The following is a 16,843-nucleotide window of genomic DNA, read 5'->3' on the forward strand; positions in this document are numbered from 1 at the left end:
GCGTTTATGGCGTGGTGCGGTTGAGTGTTTCATAGTGTTTCGGTGGTCATAGCGTAGGGGAAACGCCCGGTTACATTTCGAACCCGGAAGCTAAGCCTTACAGCGCCGATGGTACTGCAGGGGGGACCCTGTGGGAGAGTAGGACGCCGCCGAACAATTATTGCGAGGAGACCCTGCACCGGGATATGGTGCGGGGTCTTTTCGCGTTTAGGGGATTGCCAAAAGGAAGGGGCGGGGCCGAAAGGCGCCGCCCCTTTTTCGTTGTTTACAGTCGGCCCGCCGCTTTGAGTTCCAGGTAGGCGTCCGCAAGGGCCGGCGGCAGCTCGTCCGGAGTGGCGTCGACGACCGTGACACCGTGGCGGCGGAGTTGGTCGGCGGTGCGGCGGCGTTCCGTCTGGGCCCGTGCTGCCGCTGCGGCTTCGTAGACGGCGTCCGTGTCGCCCCGGGCCCCGGCCATGTCCGCCACGTGAGGGTCGGCCACCGCAGCCACGAGGACCGTGTGGCGCTGAGTCAGCTGCGGCAGGACGGGGAGCAGCCCTTCCTCGATGGGCGCCGGGTCGAGTGTGGTGAAGAGGACGATCAGGGAGCGGCGAGGGGCCGACCGGAGGGCGCCGGCGGTGAGGCCTTGCGCGTCGGTCTCCACCAGCTCCGGCTCCAGGGTCGACATGGCGTTGACCAGGGCCGGCAGGACGTCGCCCGCTGTGCGGCCCTGGATCAGGGCGCGTACCCGTCGGTCGTAGGCGAGGAGGTCGACGCGGTCGCCGGCGCGCGAGGCCAGGGCGGCCAGGAGCAGAGCCGCGTCCATGGCGGCGTCGAGGCGAGGTGCGTCGCCCACGCGGCCTGCCGACGTGCGGCCGGTGTCGAGGACGAGCAGGATGTGCCGGTCGCGTTCGGGGCGCCAGGTGCGTACGGCGACGGTGGACTGGCGGGCGGTCGCGCGCCAGTCGATGGAACGGGTGTCGTCGCCGGGGACGTACTCGCGCAGACTGTCGAACTCCGTGCCCTCGCCGCGGGTGAGGACGCTGGTGCGGCCGTCGAGTTCGCGGAGGCGGGACAGCTTGGAGGGCAGGTGCTTGCGGCTGGTGAACGGGGGCAGAACGCGGACCGTCCACGGCACCCGGTGGGTGCCCTGGCGGGTGAAGAGGCCGAGTGGACCGTACGAGCGGATCGTGACGCGGTCGGCCTGGCGGTCACCGCGACGGGTGGGGCGCAGGCGGGTGGTGACTCGTCGGCGTTCGCCGGCGGGCACCGCCAGGGTGTGACGGGAGGCCGACGTCTCCGTGCCGGGCTGCCAGCTGCTGGGCGGCCAGGCGTCGCGGAGCCGGGCCCGGAGCGGGCGGCCCGACGGGTTGGAGACCGTCAAGGTGACGTCGGCGGTGTCGCCCAGACGGGTGGACGTGTCGCCGGAGCGGGTCAGGCCCAGGCGGCGTACGGGGGCGGCCAGGGCGAAGTCGCAGGCGCAGGCGGCGGCCAGCGGGGCGTTGACGGCGAGGATGCCGGCCCAGCTCGGTTCCCAGATGCCGATGGGGACGGAGCCCAGGGCCGCGATGAGCGCGGCGCGTCCGGTGAGTGCCATCAGCGGGGAACGGGGACGTGGGCGAGGATCGCGTTGATGACCGAGTCCGCGGTCACGCCCTCCATCTCGGCCTCGGGGCGGAGCTGGACGCGGTGCCGGAGGGTGGGGAGGGCCAGGGCCTTCACGTCGTCCGGGGTGACGTAGTCGCGGCCCGTGAGCCAGGCCCACGCGCGGGCGGTCGACAGCAGTGCCGTGGCTCCGCGTGGGGAGACACCGAGGGTGAGCGACGGTGATTCGCGGGTGGCACGGCAGATGTCGACGACGTAGGCGGTGATCTCCGGGGAGACGGTCGTCTTGGCGGCCTCCGCGCGGGCGGCCTCCAGATCGGCGGCGCTCGCGGCGGGGCGTACGCCGGCGGCGTGCAGGTCGCGCGGGTTGAAGCCTGCCGCGTGGCGGGTGAGGACGTCGATCTCGTCCTGGCGGGTGGGGAGCGGGACGGTGAGTTTGAGGAGGAAGCGGTCCAGCTGGGCTTCCGGCAGGGGGTAGGTGCCCTCGTACTCGACGGGGTTCTGGGTGGCCGCGACGAGGAAGGGCTCGGGGAGGGGGCGGGGCGTGCCGTCCACCGTGACCTGACGCTCCTCCATGGCTTCGAGGAGGGACGACTGCGTCTTCGGGGGCGTGCGGTTGATCTCGTCGGCGAGGAGCAGGTTGGTGAAGACCGGCCCGGGCTGGAAGGAGAACTCGGCGGTGCGGGCGTCGTAGACGAGGGAGCCGGTGACGTCGCTCGGCATCAGGTCGGGGGTGAACTGGACGCGTTTGGTGTCCAGCTCGGTGGCCTCGGCGAGGGTGCGGACGAGGAGTGTCTTGGCGACTCCGGGGACGCCTTCGAGCAGGACGTGGCCGCGGCAGAGCAGGGCTACGACGAGACCGGTCACGGCGGCGTCCTGGCCGACCACGGCCTTGGCGATCTCGGCGCGCAGGGCTTCGAGGGCGGTGCGGGCGTTGCCCGGGGCCGCGGTCTGCCCGGCGTTGTCAGTGGTCGGGTCCATCATGGACGGCGTACCTCTCTTTCGAGGGCGTCGAGTTGGTCGGCGAGTGCGATCAGGGCCGCGTCGTCGCCGGGCGGGGGGCCGAAGAGGAGAGCGTGCAGGGACTGTCCGTCGCCGTGTGCGCCGTGGAGATGGGCGGACAGGGCGGGGAGCAGGGTCTCGGGCGTGTGCGCCTGGGCGACGGGGACGCCTACGAGAGGGGCGAGGCGGGTGCGGGTGGCGGAGCGAAGAGCGGTGGCGGCGCGGTCGCGGGCGTTCGCCTTGCGGTAGAGGCGGGCGCGGCCTTCGACGGTCTCGGAGGCGCGGATCGCGACGGGGAGTTTCTCGGGCACCAGGGGGCCGAGTCGGCGTGCCCGCCACAGGGCGGCGAGGGCGGCCGCGATGAAGAGTTGCAGGGTGCCCCAGAGCCAGCCGGACGGGATCAGGTCGAAGAAGCTGCGTTCGTCGTCCGGGGCCGGGATGTCGGAGAGGGAGGGGAGGTACCAGACCAGATGGCCGCGGGAGCCGAGGAGCTGGAGGGCGAGGGAGGCGTTGCCGTGCTCGTCGAGGTGGTTGTTGAAGAGGATGTCGCGGGCGCCGAGGACGACGGTGTCGCCCGGGGTCCCGTCCGCGGATGCCCTGGCGGACGGGTCGGGGATGCGCAGCAGGGTGGCCAGGCGCCAGCTGGGGTAGCAGGCGTCGGCTTCGAGGTGGGTGCTGTAACGGATGCCGCCGGTGTCGGCGTTGCCGGCGCGTCGGGCGGCGGGCAGGTCGCAGGTGGGGGCCAGCGTCGAGTCGAAGCTGAGTGCGGGGTCGGCGGTGACGCCGGGGGCGAGCCGTGCCACGGTGCCGCCGCTGGGGGCGACCAGGACGGTGCGTCCGCCGGAGCCGGTCGTCGCGGAGTGCAGTCGCGTCTGCTGGCGTTCCGTCAGGAGGTCGGGCACCGCGACCAGCAGGGTGGTGTCCGGGCCGATCGCGGCCCGGGCCTCGTCCAGGGTGGTGACCACGCGCGTGGAGACTCCCCGGTCGGCGAGGAGTTCGGCGACGGCGCGGCTGCCGTAGGGGTCGGCGGAACGCGGGTCGAGTTCGCCGTGCCGGGCGTCGGAGCGGACGACCGCGATCGCGACGGCTCCGACGACCAGCACGATGAGCGCGAGCACGATGCCGCGCGTGCGGGTCCACACCTGGCGTGCGGTGGGCGAGGCCGCGGTGGTGGGGAGCGTGGCCTCGGTGGTCATTCGGCGGCTCCCCGGCGGGTGTCCCGGTCCGCGTCGCCCGTGGTTCCGGCCGTACGGCTCGCCAGGTGCGGTTTGCTGCGTTCCAGGTCGTGGTCGAGTTCGGTCAGGCGCCGGTACGACTGTTCACTCCCGGGCCGGCCGCCGTACGCGACGTCGTCGAAGTCCCGGGCGGCGGCGCGCAGTCGGTCCCCGTGGAGGGGCAGGGTGCGGCCTGCCTCCGTGGCGGCCTCGTCGGCGGTGCGGCCGGGGCGGATGTCGAGCAGGGCGCGTTCCTCCAGGGCGCGGACGACGGCTCGCATGCGTTCCTGGACGGCCTGGCTCCAGTGTCCTTGGACGGCGTGGGCCTCGGCGGCGGCGCGGTGGTCGGCGGCGCTGCGGGGGCGGTCGTCGAAGAGGGAGGGGGCGGAGACGGGGCTGCGGCGGGGCGTGCCCAGGCGCCACCAGAGGGCGCCCAGCAGCGCCACGACGGCCACGATGACGACGACGAGGCCGAGCGTCCCGCCGGGTGTCGCGGTGGACGCCTTGCTGAACAGCTCTGCGATCCAGTCCCAGAAGGCGTTCAGGGCGCGCTGGAACCAGCCCGGGTCGTTCTCGTGGTACATGCCCTTGGACAGCTCGCGGCGTGCCGCCTCCCTGGCCGGGTCGCGCGGGACGGTCACCGGCGGTTCGTCGCCGGCGCGCGACAGTGACAGGGCCGACAGCACGGAGGTGTCGCCGCCGTGCGACACCGTGCGGGCGGCGGTGCGTGACAGCACCTCTGTGAGAACTCCCCCCGGCATGCTCACCGCATCAGCTCCCTGGGACGGCACCGGAGGCGCCGGGGCCCCGGGTGCCGGCGGCGCGGGTCAGTTCGAGGTCGAGGGCCTCGCGGCGGATGCGCTGGTCGATGTAGAGCAGGACGGTCACGCCCGCGGTGATCGGAAAAGTGATCATGGACCCGATCACCGAGCCGATGCCGCTGACGAGGAGGAAGGTCCAGCCGAGGTCGCCGGTGCCCTCCAGGAATCCGCTGATCCCGTCGCCGCCGAGGGCCGCGGCGAGGAAGGTGAACGGGATGACGACGATCGACGCGACGACGTTGGCGATGACGGTGGCGAGCAACTGGATGCCGAAGATGCGCCACCAGGAGCCGCGCACCAGCTTCACCGAGCGGGCCATCGCCTTCTTGATGCCCTGCTTCTCCAGCATCAGCGCGGGGGACGCGAGCGAGAAGCGGACCCAGAGCCAGATCGCGACGATGCCGCCCGCCATGAAGCCCAGGGCGGACAGGGCCACGCCGGCCTCGCCGCCCGCGGTGGCGGTGATGATCAGGCCGGGTGTCATGCCGGCCGTGAGCAGTCCGGCGACGATGAGGAGCAGCAGGAGGATCAGGCCGAACAGCTTCAGTACCTGGGAGCGGGCGTCGCGCCACGCCTCGCCCGTGGTCACCGGCCTGCCGAGTACGGCCCGGCTGGTGACGGTGGTGAGCAGGGCGGTGGCCAGGACGGTGCCGATCAGGGAGATCAGGAAGACGACGCCGGAGCTGATCGTGGTGTCGGCCAGGGCGTCGCCGAGTTCGCTCAGGGTGGCGTCGGGGTCGTTGAGGACCGCGGTGCCGGAGTCGTCCAGGACCAGGCCCCGGAGCAGGACGACGACGACCTCGGTGAGGACGGCGACGGTCAGGGAGATGCCGAGGACGGTGCGCCAGTAGGTGCGCATGGTCGAGACGGCGCCGTCGAGGATCTCGCCGACGCCGAGCGGACGGAGCGGGATCACGCCGGGCTTGGCCGCGGGCGGGGGACCGCCCCAGCCGCCTCCCCAGCCACCGTGCCCGCCAGGGGGGCCGTAGCCGCCGTAGCCGCCACCGGGGCCGCCCCAGCCGCCTCCGGGAGACCCGGGGGGCGGGGCGCCCCAGCCCGGGCCGGGCGGGGGCGGTGGCGGGGTCCGGCCCGGGGCGGCGGGTCCGGTGGGTGCGGACCACTGGCCGGGGGGCGGCTGCTCCTTGGACCACTTCGTGCCGGGGCTCGTCGGTTCCGCACCCGGCCGGTCCGCGGGTGCGGGCTGATCGGGGCCGACGGGGCGGTCGGCGGGCGCGCCGGGCCCTGGCCCGTCGGACGGGGCGGATCCGGGCGATGCCCAGCCCGGAGTGTCGTTCATCGTCGCTCCTTCACGGTGCCCGTCCGCGGTCGCGGCGGCGGGTTGGCAGCCATCGTGCCATGGGGGCGTCGGGTACGGACCGGCCGCGGTAGAGGCCGCGCACCTTCAGTTGGCCGTCGTTCAGGGGGCACACTGACCGCATGGCTGATCAGGACGCGCGAAGCGGCGAGGGCAGGCGGCCGACCGGGATACCGGTCCTTCGTTGGGAGGAGCCTCCCGAGGGCCCGGTGCTGGTGCTGCTGGACCAGACCAGGCTGCCGGCCGAGGAGGTGGAGCTGGTCTGCACGGACGCGGCCACGCTCGTCGAGGCGATCCGCTCGCTGGCCGTGCGCGGGGCGCCGCTGCTGGGCATCGCGGGCGCCTACGGAGTGGCGCTCGCCGCCGTGCGCGGCTTCGACGTCGAGGAGGCCGCGGCCGCGCTCGCGGGGGCGCGCCCCACCGCGGTGAACCTCGCCGTGGGCGTGCGCCGGGCGCAGACCGCTCACCAGGAGGCGCTCGCCAGGACCGGCGACCCCCGGCAGGCCGCCGCGGCGGCGCTGTCCGCGGCGCGGGCGCTGCACCGGGAGGACGCCGAGGCCAGCGCCGCAATGGCCGCGCACGGGCTGGCGCTGCTCGACGAACTGCTGCCGGCCGGAGGACACCGCGTCCTCACGCACTGCAACACGGGTTCGCTGGTGTCGGGCGGGGAGGGGACCGCGTTCGCGGTGGCGCTCGAGGCACACCGGGCGGGACGGCTGCGGCGCCTGTGGGTGGACGAAACGCGTCCGTTGCTGCAAGGTGCTCGCCTGACGGCATACGAGGCGGCCCGCAACGACATGGCGTACACCTTGCTCACCGACAACGCGGCGGGTTCGCTGTTCGCGGCGGGTGAGGTGGACGCGGTGCTGATCGGCGCGGACCGCATCGCGGCCGACGGTTCGGTGGCGAACAAGGTGGGGAGCTATCCGCTCGCGGTGCTCGCGCGGTACCACCATGTGCCGTTCATCGTGGTGGCTCCGGTCACCACGGTGGATCCGGGCACACCGGACGGGGCGTCCATCGAGGTGGAGCAGCGCCCCGGACATGAAGTGACCGAGGTCACAGCGCCTCAGGTGCCGGTGACGGGAGCGGGAGGCGGGATTCCGGTGGCACCCCTGGGGGCCCAGGCGTACAACCCGGCGTTCGACGTGACCCCGCCCGAGCTGGTGACGGCGATCGTCACCGAGGAGGGTGTGGTTTCGCCCGTGACGACCGAGGCCCTGGCCGCGCTGTGTGCCAGGTCACGCCAGGTAACGATTAGCTAATGGGATGATGTCGTTTATGAAGGGACGAGTCCTTGTCGTCGACGACGACACCGCACTGGCCGAGATGCTCGGCATTGTGCTGCGTGGTGAGGGTTTTGAGCCATCTTTCGTAGCCGACGGCGACAAGGCGCTGGCCGCCTTCCGGGAGACCAAGCCGGATCTCGTGCTGCTCGACCTGATGCTGCCCGGCCGGGACGGCATCGAGGTGTGCCGCCTGATCAGGGCGGAGTCGGGTGTGCCGATCGTGATGCTGACGGCGAAGAGTGACACCGTCGACGTCGTGGTCGGTCTCGAGTCCGGTGCCGACGACTACATCGTGAAGCCGTTCAAGCCGAAGGAGCTGGTGGCCCGGATCCGGGCGCGGCTGCGGAGGTCGGAGGAGCCGGCGCCGGAGCAGCTCGCCATAGGCGACCTGGTCATCGACGTGGCCGGTCACTCCGTGAAGCGGGACGGGCAGTCGATCGCGCTGACGCCGCTGGAGTTCGACCTGCTGGTGGCGCTGGCCCGCAAGCCGTGGCAGGTGTTCACGCGCGAGGTGCTCCTGGAGCAGGTCTGGGGCTACCGGCACGCCGCCGACACCCGGCTGGTCAACGTGCACGTCCAGCGGCTGCGCTCCAAGGTCGAGAAGGACCCGGAGAAGCCGGAGATCGTGGTGACCGTCCGCGGCGTCGGTTACAAGGCCGGACCGAGCTGACATGACCAGGGACAGTGCCGCTTCGGCGCCCGGGTCCGGGGCCCGCGCCGGGCGGCCTGTCGGCCCCGGACCCGCCGGCCGCAAGCCCCCCGGCTCGCGCTTCGGCCGCGTCCTGGAGGGCGGGCTGCTGCACGGCGGGGTGCAGGGCAGTCCGGTGCTGCGTCTGTTCATGCGCTGGGTGCGCCGCCCCCTGCTGCCGGTGATACGGCTGTGGCGGCGCAACATCCAGCTCAAGGTCGTCGCCACCACTCTGCTGATGTCGCTGGGCGTGGTGCTGCTCCTCGGCTTCGTGGTGATCGGGCAGGTCCGCAACGGTCTGCTCGACGCCAAGGTGAAGGCCTCCCAGAGCCAGGCCACCGGCGGTTTCACGGCGGCCAAGCAGAAGGCCGAGGAGGCGGCGAGCACCAACGGCGACGACACCACCCCCGCGGACGGTCGTCCCTCGCAGAACGTCATCCAGTGGATGAGCGAGCTGGTGAAGTCGCTCTCCAGCGGCGGTCAGAGCGCGTTCGACGTGGTCACCCTCCCCATGGGCGGGGAGAGCGGCAGCGGACGCGGCCCACGCGCCTCCGGCATGGTCAACTGGTCGGCCAGCGTGCCCGAGGCCCTGCGCGAGCGCATCGACGGCGACACCGCGGCCGCACAGAGCTACACCCGGATCGTCTACAACTCCGACCAGCCGTCCCAGCCCGGCCTGGTCATCGGCAAGCAGGTCAACGACCCGAACGGCGAGCCCTACCAGCTCTACTACCTCTTCCCGCTGACCCAGGAGGAGAAGTCGCTCAGCCTGGTCAGGGGCACCCTGGCGACCGCCGGCCTCTTCGTCGTGGTGCTGCTCGGTGCCGTCGCCTGGCTCGTGGTGCGCCAGGTCGTCACACCCGTACGGATGGCGGCGAGCATCGCCGAGCGGCTGTCCGCGGGGCGGCTGCAGGAACGGATGAAGGTCACCGGCGAGGACGACATCGCCCGGCTGGGCGAGGCCTTCAACAAGATGGCGCAGAACCTCCAGCTCAAGATCAGTCAGCTGGAGGACCTGTCGCGGATGCAGCGGCGGTTCGTCTCCGACGTGTCGCACGAACTGCGCACGCCGCTGACCACGGTGCGGATGGCGGCCGACGTCATCCACGACGCACGTGTGGACTTCGATCCGGTGACCGCGCGGTCGGCCGAACTGCTCGCCGACCAGCTGGACCGGTTCGAGACGCTGCTCGCGGACCTGCTGGAGATCAGCCGCTTCGACGCGGGCGCCGCCGCGCTGGAGGCCGAGGCGATAGACCTCAGGGAGGTCGTGCGCCGGGTCGTCACCGGTGCGGAGCCGCTCGCCGAGCGCAAGGGAACGCAGATACGCCTCTCCGGCGACCAGCAGCCCGTCGTCGCCGAGGCGGACGCCCGGCGGGTGGAACGCGTGCTGCGCAACCTCGTCGTCAACGCCGTCGAGCACGGCGAGGGCCGTGACGTCGTCGTCAAACTCGCCGCCGCCGGGGGCGCGGTCGCCGTCGCGGTGCGCGACTACGGCGTCGGGCTCAAGCCGGGCGAGGCCACCCGGGTCTTCAGCCGCTTCTGGCGGGCCGACCCGGCACGCGCGCGTACCACCGGCGGCACGGGGCTGGGCCTGTCGATCGCCCTGGAGGACGCGCGGCTGCACGGCGGCTGGCTGCAGGCCTGGGGCGAGCCCGGCGGTGGCTCGCAGTTCCGGCTGACGCTGCCCAGGACGGCGGACGAGCCGCTGCGGGGCTCGCCGATACCGCTGGAGCCGGCCGACTCGCGCCGCAACCGCGGACTCCAGGACGCCGGCCTGGGTGAGGCCGTACCGCCGCACGGTGCGGACAAGACGGTCGGCGTCCCGGCGCAGGCACCGGCCGGGCAGACGTCCCCGGTCTCCGCGCGGGGGCCGATCACGCCGCGGCAGCCCACGACGGCGCCCACGGCCGACCCGACGGCGCTGCCCGGCAACGGGGCACGCGTGGTGCCGAGGCCGGCGTCGGGCGCCGCGCGGCGACAGGACGGCGGGGCGGCGCCGGGGGCCGCGAGCCGCCCGGATGCCGGTCCCGAGGAGTCGAGCAGGCAAGGGGAGGCATCTCGTGGGCGCTGACCGCGAGCGGAGCGGTCGGCGGGGGCCGGCGCGCGTGATGGCGTACACCGCCTGCGGTTTCGTACTGCTGGCGGGATGCGCGTCCATGCCGGACAGCGGAGACCTGCGAGGAGTGGAGTCCACCCCCCGCCAGGACCCGCAGGTGCGGGTGTTCGCGATGCCGCCGCAGGAGGACGACCCGCCCTCCGACATCGTGCAGGGTTTCCTGGAGGCGCTGACCAGCGACGATCCGCACTACGAGACGGCGCGCAAGTACCTGACGGGAGATGCCGCGAAGAACTGGCGGCCGGACCGGTCGGCGACGGTGCTCGCGGACGGCCCGGGGACGGTGTCCGACCACTCGGGCAACCGCGAGGAGGCCAACGACTACTCCGTCAACCTGACCGGCACCAAGGTCGCCACGGTGGACGCACAGCAGTCGTACTCGCCGGCCGAGGGAACCTACCGCGAGGCGGTGCACCTCACCCGCAACCCCAAGACCAAGCAGTGGCGCATCGACGTGCTCCCGCAGGGCGTCGTCATGGGCAAGTCGGACTTCCAGCGCAACTACATGTCGGTCAACCGGTACTACTTCGCCTCCAACACCGTGGTGCCCGTGGACGCCGGCACCGGCACGGCCCGGGAGCCGTCGGCCGTCGCCGACCCCGTGTACGTGCGCCGGCGCGTGGATCCGCTGACCCAGGTGGTGCGTTCCCTGCTCAGTGGTCCGACGCGCCTGCTGGACCCGGTGGTGCGGTCCAGCTTCCCGGCCGGGACCGCGCTGGCGGACGACGCAGGCGCGCTGACGCCCGACGACCGCAACAGGCTGACGGTTCGGCTCAACGACAAGGCGGCCTCGGCGGGCGACGACGAGTGCGACGAGATGGCCGCGCAGCTCCTGTTCACGCTGCAGAACCTCACTCCCGCGGTGGAGCAGGTCGAACTGCGCGCGGGCGGTGAGCAGATGTGCTCGCTCTCCGAGGACCGGGCGGAGACGGTCGCGACCCGCGGCTCGGCGCAACGGCCGGACTACCTGTACTTCGTCGACGACCGGGACCGCCTGGTGCGGATCGCCGCCGGCAGCAACGGAACGCGGGCCGAACCGGTGCCCGGTCCGCTGGGCGAGGGGCAGCAGGCACTGCGGTCGGTGGCCGTGTCGCGGGACGAGCACAGTGCGGCCGGGATCAGCCTCGACAGCAAGGCGCTGTACGTCGGCTCGCTGGTGTCGGGCGGTTCGCTCGGCGACCCCGTGCTGACCAGCGGGGGCAAGGCGGAGACGGACCGGCTGACACCGCCCAGTTGGGACGCGCGGGGCGACCTGTGGATCGCCGACCGCGACCCGGCCGATCCGCGGCTGCTGCTCCTGAAGGATGGCGCGGGCGAACCGGCGGAGGTCCGGACACCGGGCCTCGACGGGCGCGTGCAGGCCGTGCGGGTGGCCGCCGACGGTGTGCGGATCGCGCTCGTCGTGGAGAAGGACGGCAAGCGGTCGCTGCTGATCGGGCGGATCGAACGTGAGGAGAGGGCGGACGGACCGCCCGCGGTCACCGTCCTCGAACTGCGCTCCGCGACCCCCGAGCTGGAGGAGGTCACCGCCATGTCGTGGGCCGGTGACGCCCGGCTCGTGGTGGTCGGACGCGAGCGCGGCGGCGTCCAGCAGATCGGTTACGTCCAGGTCGACGGCTCGACGCCGGAGGCTTCCGTGCCCGCGGCGCTGACGGGCGTCAAGGAGATCGCCGCGACCGAGGACGAGCGGCTGCCGCTGGTGGCGTACTCGGAGGACCTGATCGTGCGGCTGCCGTCCGGGCTGCAGTGGCAGAAGGTGACGGAAGGGGCCGCGCCGGTCTATCCGGGGTGAGGTTCCCGACGCCGGACGACCCCGGAACCCGTCCTCCTCCGGCGGGTGACGGGGTTGTCCACAGGGTGTGGGGCGGCGTTTTCCACAGGCCTGGCAGGCTTCCGCGGGCGTTGGCACAGTGGTGGCCATGCGGGGATCACGGATGGTGCGGGGATGGTGGACGGACCTCACTGACTTGGTGCTGCCGGCCGAGTGCGGGGGCTGCGGCAGGGCTCGTACGGTGCTGTGTTCCCGGTGCGGTACGGCGCTGAGCGGGGACCCGCCGCGCCGGGTGCGGCCTGACCCGGAGCCGCCGGGCATGCCCGTGGTCCACGCGGCCGCGCCGTACGCGGACGAGGTGCGGGCCGCCCTGCTCGCGCACAAGGAGCGGGGGGTGCTGTCCCTGACGGGGCCGCTCGGCACGGCACTGGCGGGGGCGGTGCGCGCGGCTCTCCGCGAGGCGGGGACGGGCGCCGGCGGCGCGGTGACGGGTGGCCCGGCATCCGGCGGCCAGGCGTCCGCGGGCGTGGGGGCCGTGCGGACACCGGGCCCTGTCCTGCTCGTGCCCGTGCCTTCGGCGCGCCGAGCCGTGCGGACCCGCGGGCACGACCCGGCGCGGCGGATCGCCCTCGCGGCCGCGGGGGAGCTGCGGCGCACCGGGACGCCGGCCCGGGTGCTGGCCGTGCTGCGGCAGCGGCACGCCGTGGCCGACCAGTCGGGGCTGGATGCCCGGCAGCGGATGGCCAACCTCGCCGGCGCACTGGCGGTGGCGTCCGGCGGTGGCGGCCTGCTGCGCGCCGCCGGAGCACTCGTTCTGGTCGACGACCTGATGACGACCGGGGCGTCACTGGCCGAGGCGGCGCGTGCGGTGCGCACGGCGAGGACCGCCGCCGTTGAGTCGCGGACGGGGCCGGACACGTACGGGAGGACGAGATCGACTGTGTATCCGACGGAGGCAGGGGAAGGCAGAGAGGAACGGAAGACCGGGCCCCGAATGACGGGCCGGTACGTAGGCGATGACGTGATCCGTGAGGCGATCTGCGCGGCAGTGGTCGCGGCGTCACCAGATTCCTTCGAAATAAACCGGAACTGACTGAGAACTTTCGTCGTTGCAGGGAATGAGGGGTTCAATTCACCGGAACGGAGGTACGGCGCGGTAGAGGGTGACGGCATCCGTCCGGGCGAGATATGTTCGGTTGTGAGGTAAAGCCGCAGGCCACACCTCTCAAAGCCGAATGCCGTGCTGCGGGTTTTGGCGTCATCACCCGCACCGGTGGAGTGGAGATCCCGCCCGCGGGGGAGGAGGTGGACGTCACCGAGTCCGAGGTTTCGGGCGAGACCGGAACCTGGTGCAAAAGGGAGATGCTCCGCCCGTCGAAGCGGAGCGATCCGGGAACGGAGTTCTGCGTGGACATCGTCGTCAAGGGCCGCAAGACCGAGGTGCCCGAGCGGTTCCGGAAGCACGTGGCCGAGAAGCTGAAGCTGGAGAAGATCCAGAAGCTCGATGGCAAGGTGATCAGCCTCGACGTCGAGGTGTCCAAGGAGCCGAACCCCCGGCAGGCCGACCGTTGTGACCGAGTGGAGATCACGCTCCGCTCCCGCGGTCCGGTGATCCGGGCGGAGGCAGCGGCGAGCGACCCCTACGCGGCGCTCGACCTGGCGGCGGAGAAGCTAGGCGCACGGCTGCGCAAGCAGCACGACAAGCGCTTCTCGCGCCGCGGCGCGCGTCGGATCCCGGCGGCCGAGGTCGCCGACCACGTACCCGGCGCGGCGACGCTCAACGGGAACGGCGACGTCGTCCCGATGGAGGAGCAGGACGGCGTACCCACCAAGAAGATCGGCTCGTTGGAGGTCCAGGGGGACGGCCCGCTCGTCGTCCGGGAGAAGACCCACGTGGCCGCACCGATGTCCCTCGACCAGGCGCTGTACGAGATGGAGCTGGTCGGGCACGACTTCTACCTGTTCGTCGACTCCGAGACGAAGGAGCCCAGCGTCGTCTACCGGCGACACGCCTACGACTACGGCGTCATCCACCTCACCACGGACACGATGGTGACCCAGGCGCACGCTCCTGACGCGGGCGACGCGCTCGGCGGCTGACACACACCGCCGGGTGACAGCGGAGGTGCCCCTGGAGCGCGTGTGCGCCCCCCAGGGGCACCGGTGTGCGACGGTGCGCGAGGTGTGCGACCCCATCGCTGCCCGTTCGGTCACCCCGCCGCAGGCCAGGCATGGAATCATGGCGGCAACGGCCCAACAGGTGGGTCGTTGCTCTGGGTTGGCGATGGCTCAGGACCACGTGCCACAGCCTTCAGGGGGAGGAACGATGGCGGACAGTTTCGGACCGATGCGGGGCGCGGGCGTCGACCACGGGATCGACGGCGCGGCGGTCGGCATGGGCCCGGACACGGACGCGGGCCCCGTACGCGAGGAGCCGATCAGGGTGCTGGTCGTGGACGACCACGCCCTCTTCCGCCGCGGCCTGGAGATCGTGCTCGCGGCCGAGGAGGACATCCAGGTCGTCGGAGAGGCCGGTGACGGCGCCGAGGCCGTGGAGAAGGCCGCCGACCTGCTGCCGGACATCGTCCTGATGGACGTGAGGATGCCCAAGCGGGGCGGTATCGAGGCCTGCACCTCCATCAAGGAGGTGGCCCCCAGTGCCAAGATCATCATGTTGACGATCAGCGACGAGGAGGCCGACCTCTACGACGCGATCAAGGCGGGCGCGACCGGTTATCTCCTCAAGGAGATCTCGACCGACGAGGTGGCCACCGCCATTCGCGCGGTGGCCGACGGACAGTCCCAGATCAGCCCGTCCATGGCGTCGAAACTGCTCACCGAGTTCAAGTCGATGATCCAGCGGACCGACGAACGCCGACTGGTGCCCGCGCCCCGGCTCACGGATCGCGAGCTGGAGGTCCTCAAGCTCGTCGCCACCGGAATGAACAACCGGGACATCGCCAAGGAACTGTTCATTTCCGAGAACACCGTCAAGAACCACGTGCGCAACATCCTGGAGAAACTCCAGCTCCACTCCAGGATGGAGGCCGTGGTGTACGCGATGCGGGAGAAGATCCTCGAGATCCGGTGAGGCGGCGCGCCGGCGGAAGTGAGCCGCTTACCGGTCAGGCGAGCAGTGCGGCCAGCTCCCGGGTGAGGGGCTCGCGCAGCTCCGGTGCCTCCACCCGCTCCACGCGTACGTCCGTGCAGTCCACCCAGCTCGCCGCCTCCACCAGGGCCTGGGCCACAGCCGGGGCCGCCTTCCGGCCGTCCAGCGTCACCTGCTTGGCGACCAGGGTGCGTCCCTCCCGCGCCGGGTCCACCCGGCCGACGAGCCGCCCGCCGGCCAGGACCGGCATCGCGAAGTAGCCGTGCACCCGCTTGTGCCGGGGCACATAGGCCTCCAGACGGTGGGTGAATCCGAAGATCCGCTCCGTGCGCGCCCGTTCCCACACGAGGGAATCGAAGGGCGAGAGCAGCGTCGTGCGGTGACGGCCGCGCGGGGGAGTCTCCAGGGCCGCCGGGTCGGCCCAGGCCGGGCGCCCCCAGCCGCGCACCGTGACCGGCACCAGACCCGAGTCGGCGATCACCGCGTCGACCTGTTCGGCCTTGAGACGGTGGTAGTCCGCGATGTCCGCGCGGGTGCCGACGCCCAGGGACTGACCGGCCAGGCGGACCAGGCGGCGCAGGCACTCCGTGTCGTCCAGGTCGTCGTGGAGCAGCGCGGCCGGGACCGCGCGCTCCGCCAGGTCGTACACGCGCTTCCAGCCGCGGCGTTCGACGCACACCACCTCGCCGTACATGAGCGCGCGCTCGACGGCGACCTTCGTGCCCGACCAGTCCCACCACTCGCTGGTCTTCTTCGCGCCGCCGAGGTCCGTCGCGGTGAGGGGGCCCTCGGCGCGGAGCTGCTTGACGACGCGGTCGTAGTCGCCCTCGGGGAGGTGGTGGTTCCAGTGCGGGCGGTTGCGGTACGCGCGGCGGCGGAAGGCGAAGTGGGGCCACTCCTCGATGGGCAGGATGCAGGCCGCGTGGGACCAGTACTCGAAGGCGTGGGCGTCGGTCCAGTAGGCGTCGTCGACGGTCCGGCGGCCGACCGCGCCCAGGCGCGCGTACGGGACGAGCTCGTGGGAGCGGGCGAGGACCGAGATGGTGTCGAGCTGCACCGCGCCCAGGTGACGGAGGACGCCGCGGACGCCCGCGCGGCGGTCGGGGGCGCCGAGGAAGCCCTGCGCGCGGAGGGCGAGGCGGCGGGCCTCGTCTGCGGACAGTTCCGTGGCGGGGGGCGGGAGGGTCGTCATACGTCGGCACGATAGGGGGTGGGTCTGACAGCGCCGGTGCCGGTGCCGGTACCGGCACCGGGGCGGGCACAGCTCTACGTCGGCGCCGGCAGGTACGGGGAGGTCGAGGAGAGGGAGAGGTCCGAGGGGAGGAGGGAGGCGATCCAGCAGTCGCGGCGCACGCCCTTGTTGTTGAGGGCGGAGCGGAGGGTGCCCTCCATGGTGAAGCCCGCGCGCTCGGCCACCGCGCGGGAGGCCCTGTTGCCGACCTCGGCGCGCCACTCCAGGCGGTCGACGGCCCGCTCGGTGAACGCCCAGCGGGCGACGGCGACGGCGGCCTCGGTGACGTGGCCCCGGCCGCGGTGCTCCTTGGCGCCCCAGAACCCGATCTCCCCGACGCCCAGCGAGACCATCGTGACGCCGAGCATGCCCACCAGGTCCCCGGCGGGGAGGAAGAGGCCGAAGGTGAACATCGAGTCGTTCGCCCAGCCGTCGGGGACCAGCTGCTCCGTGAAACCCCGTGCGTGTTCCAGGAGGTAGGGGGAGGGGATCGTCGTCCAGCGCCGGATGTCGGGGTCCTGACAGGCGGCGTGCACGGCCTCGGTGTCCTGCGGGCCGACCGTGCGCAGGACCAGCCGGTCGGTGAGGAGCGTTACGGGTTCCATCGGCCGATTCTGCTCGGCGTCCCGTCCAGGCGCCACGGTTTTGCCGTCCGTGAACATCCGGTCACTTCGCGTGCGATTCGCCGGAAGGGCGCGGC

At 72.5% G+C, this 16,843-nt stretch carries 14 protein-coding genes and 1 rRNA gene; 8 read left to right on the forward strand and 7 right to left on the reverse strand.

Going from position 1 to position 16,843, the window contains the following annotated elements:
• Positions 1-38 precede the first annotated feature (38 nt).
• Positions 39-155: ribosomal RNA gene (gene rrf / locus Sdi02f_RS34205) — 5S ribosomal RNA — on the forward strand.
• A gap of 110 nt (positions 156-265) precedes the next feature.
• On the opposite strand, the gene Sdi02f_RS34210 is transcribed toward rrf, so the two are convergent.
• From Sdi02f_RS34210 to Sdi02f_RS34230, 5 genes are read right to left on the reverse strand one after another with little or no spacing between them, the layout of a single operon-like run.
• A complete protein-coding gene (locus tag Sdi02f_RS34210) occupies positions 266-1,576 on the reverse strand; it encodes a DUF58 domain-containing protein (RefSeq protein WP_108934726.1) in 1,311 nt (436 codons plus the stop codon).
• Positions 1,576-2,565, reverse strand: a complete 990-nt coding sequence (locus Sdi02f_RS34215) for an AAA family ATPase (protein WP_079007748.1) — start codon at positions 2,563-2,565, stop codon at positions 1,576-1,578. Before Sdi02f_RS34215 ends, Sdi02f_RS34210 begins: the two co-directional genes overlap by 1 nt.
• Entirely contained in the window at positions 2,565-3,782 is a 1,218-nt protein-coding gene (locus Sdi02f_RS34220; RefSeq protein ID WP_167458296.1) for a DUF4350 domain-containing protein, read from the reverse strand. The genes Sdi02f_RS34215 and Sdi02f_RS34220 overlap by 1 nt, the downstream gene beginning before the upstream one ends.
• Positions 3,779-4,561 (reverse strand): DUF4129 domain-containing protein, encoded by a 783-nt coding sequence (locus Sdi02f_RS34225; RefSeq protein ID WP_031084356.1) that lies wholly within the window; start codon positions 4,559-4,561, stop codon positions 3,779-3,781. Before Sdi02f_RS34225 ends, Sdi02f_RS34220 begins: the two co-directional genes overlap by 4 nt.
• A gap of 10 nt (positions 4,562-4,571) precedes the next feature.
• On the reverse strand, positions 4,572-5,918 hold the full coding sequence (locus tag Sdi02f_RS34230) for a DUF7847 domain-containing protein (protein WP_053662494.1): 1,347 nt from the start codon (positions 5,916-5,918) through the stop codon (positions 4,572-4,574).
• A 140-nt stretch (positions 5,919-6,058) separates the two neighbouring features.
• Here Sdi02f_RS34230 and mtnA point away from each other — a divergent pair, with 140 nt between their 5' ends.
• From mtnA to Sdi02f_RS34265, 7 genes are all read left to right on the forward strand, one after another.
• A complete protein-coding gene (gene mtnA / locus Sdi02f_RS34235; protein WP_108934727.1) occupies positions 6,059-7,201 on the forward strand; it encodes an S-methyl-5-thioribose-1-phosphate isomerase in 1,143 nt (380 codons plus the stop codon).
• A 4-nt stretch (positions 7,202-7,205) separates the two neighbouring features.
• Positions 7,206-7,895, forward strand: coding sequence for a two-component system response regulator MtrA (mtrA, locus tag Sdi02f_RS34240; protein WP_003975799.1), 690 nt, complete (start codon positions 7,206-7,208; stop codon positions 7,893-7,895).
• A gap of 1 nt (position 7,896) precedes the next feature.
• Positions 7,897-9,987: an MtrAB system histidine kinase MtrB gene (mtrB, locus tag Sdi02f_RS34245; RefSeq protein ID WP_030402083.1), complete on the forward strand. Its 2,091-nt coding sequence runs from the start codon at positions 7,897-7,899 to the stop codon at positions 9,985-9,987.
• Complete coding sequence (locus Sdi02f_RS34250; protein ID WP_108934728.1) at positions 9,977-11,824, forward strand: LpqB family beta-propeller domain-containing protein; 1,848 nt, start codon at positions 9,977-9,979, stop codon at positions 11,822-11,824. Before mtrB ends, Sdi02f_RS34250 begins: the two co-directional genes overlap by 11 nt.
• Positions 11,825-11,969: 145 nt before the next feature.
• A complete protein-coding gene (locus Sdi02f_RS34255) occupies positions 11,970-12,896 on the forward strand; it encodes a ComF family protein (protein ID WP_218030793.1) in 927 nt (308 codons plus the stop codon).
• Positions 12,897-13,210: 314 nt separating this feature from the next.
• Positions 13,211-13,903 carry a ribosome hibernation-promoting factor, HPF/YfiA family gene (hpf, locus tag Sdi02f_RS34260; protein WP_030402080.1) on the forward strand — a complete coding sequence of 231 codons (693 nt, stop codon included), beginning with the start codon at positions 13,211-13,213 and terminating at the stop codon, positions 13,901-13,903.
• A gap of 226 nt (positions 13,904-14,129) precedes the next feature.
• Positions 14,130-14,894 (forward strand): response regulator, encoded by a 765-nt coding sequence (locus tag Sdi02f_RS34265; RefSeq protein ID WP_030402079.1) that lies wholly within the window; start codon positions 14,130-14,132, stop codon positions 14,892-14,894.
• Positions 14,895-14,928: 34 nt separating this feature from the next.
• Here the strand turns inward: Sdi02f_RS34265 and Sdi02f_RS34270 are convergent, their stop codons facing one another.
• A complete protein-coding gene (locus Sdi02f_RS34270; RefSeq protein WP_031184470.1) occupies positions 14,929-16,104 on the reverse strand; it encodes a winged helix-turn-helix domain-containing protein in 1,176 nt (391 codons plus the stop codon).
• Positions 16,105-16,178: 74 nt separating this feature from the next.
• The gene (locus Sdi02f_RS34275; protein WP_108934730.1) at positions 16,179-16,748 is read right to left on the reverse strand and encodes a GNAT family N-acetyltransferase; all 570 of its coding nucleotides are present in this window, start codon (positions 16,746-16,748) and stop codon (positions 16,179-16,181) included.
• Positions 16,749-16,843: the final 95 nt, after the last annotated feature.

It is taken from the genome of Streptomyces ardesiacus, from assembly GCF_003112575.1.
In the GTDB taxonomy this organism is placed as follows: Bacteria; Actinomycetota; Actinomycetes; order Streptomycetales; family Streptomycetaceae; genus Streptomyces; species Streptomyces ardesiacus.

Excerpts from the sequence above, each read along its gene's own strand:
- Sdi02f_RS34265 (WP_030402079.1), top strand. The coding sequence starts at position 14,130 with ATGGCGGACAGTTTCGGACCGATGCGGGGCGCGGGCGTCGACCACGGG.
- Sdi02f_RS34215 (WP_079007748.1), bottom strand. The coding sequence starts at position 2,565 with ATGGACCCGACCACTGACAACGCCGGGCAGACCGCGGCCCCGGGCAAC.
- mtrA (WP_003975799.1), top strand. The coding sequence starts at position 7,206 with ATGATGTCGTTTATGAAGGGACGAGTCCTTGTCGTCGACGACGACACC.
- Sdi02f_RS34210 (WP_108934726.1), bottom strand. The coding sequence starts at position 1,576 with ATGGCACTCACCGGACGCGCCGCGCTCATCGCGGCCCTGGGCTCCGTC.
- Sdi02f_RS34230 (WP_053662494.1), bottom strand. The coding sequence starts at position 5,918 with ATGAACGACACTCCGGGCTGGGCATCGCCCGGATCCGCCCCGTCCGAC.
- Sdi02f_RS34225 (WP_031084356.1), bottom strand. The coding sequence starts at position 4,561 with ATGCCGGGGGGAGTTCTCACAGAGGTGCTGTCACGCACCGCCGCCCGC.
- Sdi02f_RS34270 (WP_031184470.1), bottom strand. The coding sequence starts at position 16,104 with ATGACGACCCTCCCGCCCCCCGCCACGGAACTGTCCGCAGACGAGGCC.
- Sdi02f_RS34220 (WP_167458296.1), bottom strand. The coding sequence starts at position 3,782 with ATGACCACCGAGGCCACGCTCCCCACCACCGCGGCCTCGCCCACCGCA.
- mtnA (WP_108934727.1), top strand. The coding sequence starts at position 6,059 with ATGGCTGATCAGGACGCGCGAAGCGGCGAGGGCAGGCGGCCGACCGGG.
- mtrB (WP_030402083.1), top strand. The coding sequence starts at position 7,897 with ATGACCAGGGACAGTGCCGCTTCGGCGCCCGGGTCCGGGGCCCGCGCC.
- Sdi02f_RS34275 (WP_108934730.1), bottom strand. The coding sequence starts at position 16,748 with ATGGAACCCGTAACGCTCCTCACCGACCGGCTGGTCCTGCGCACGGTC.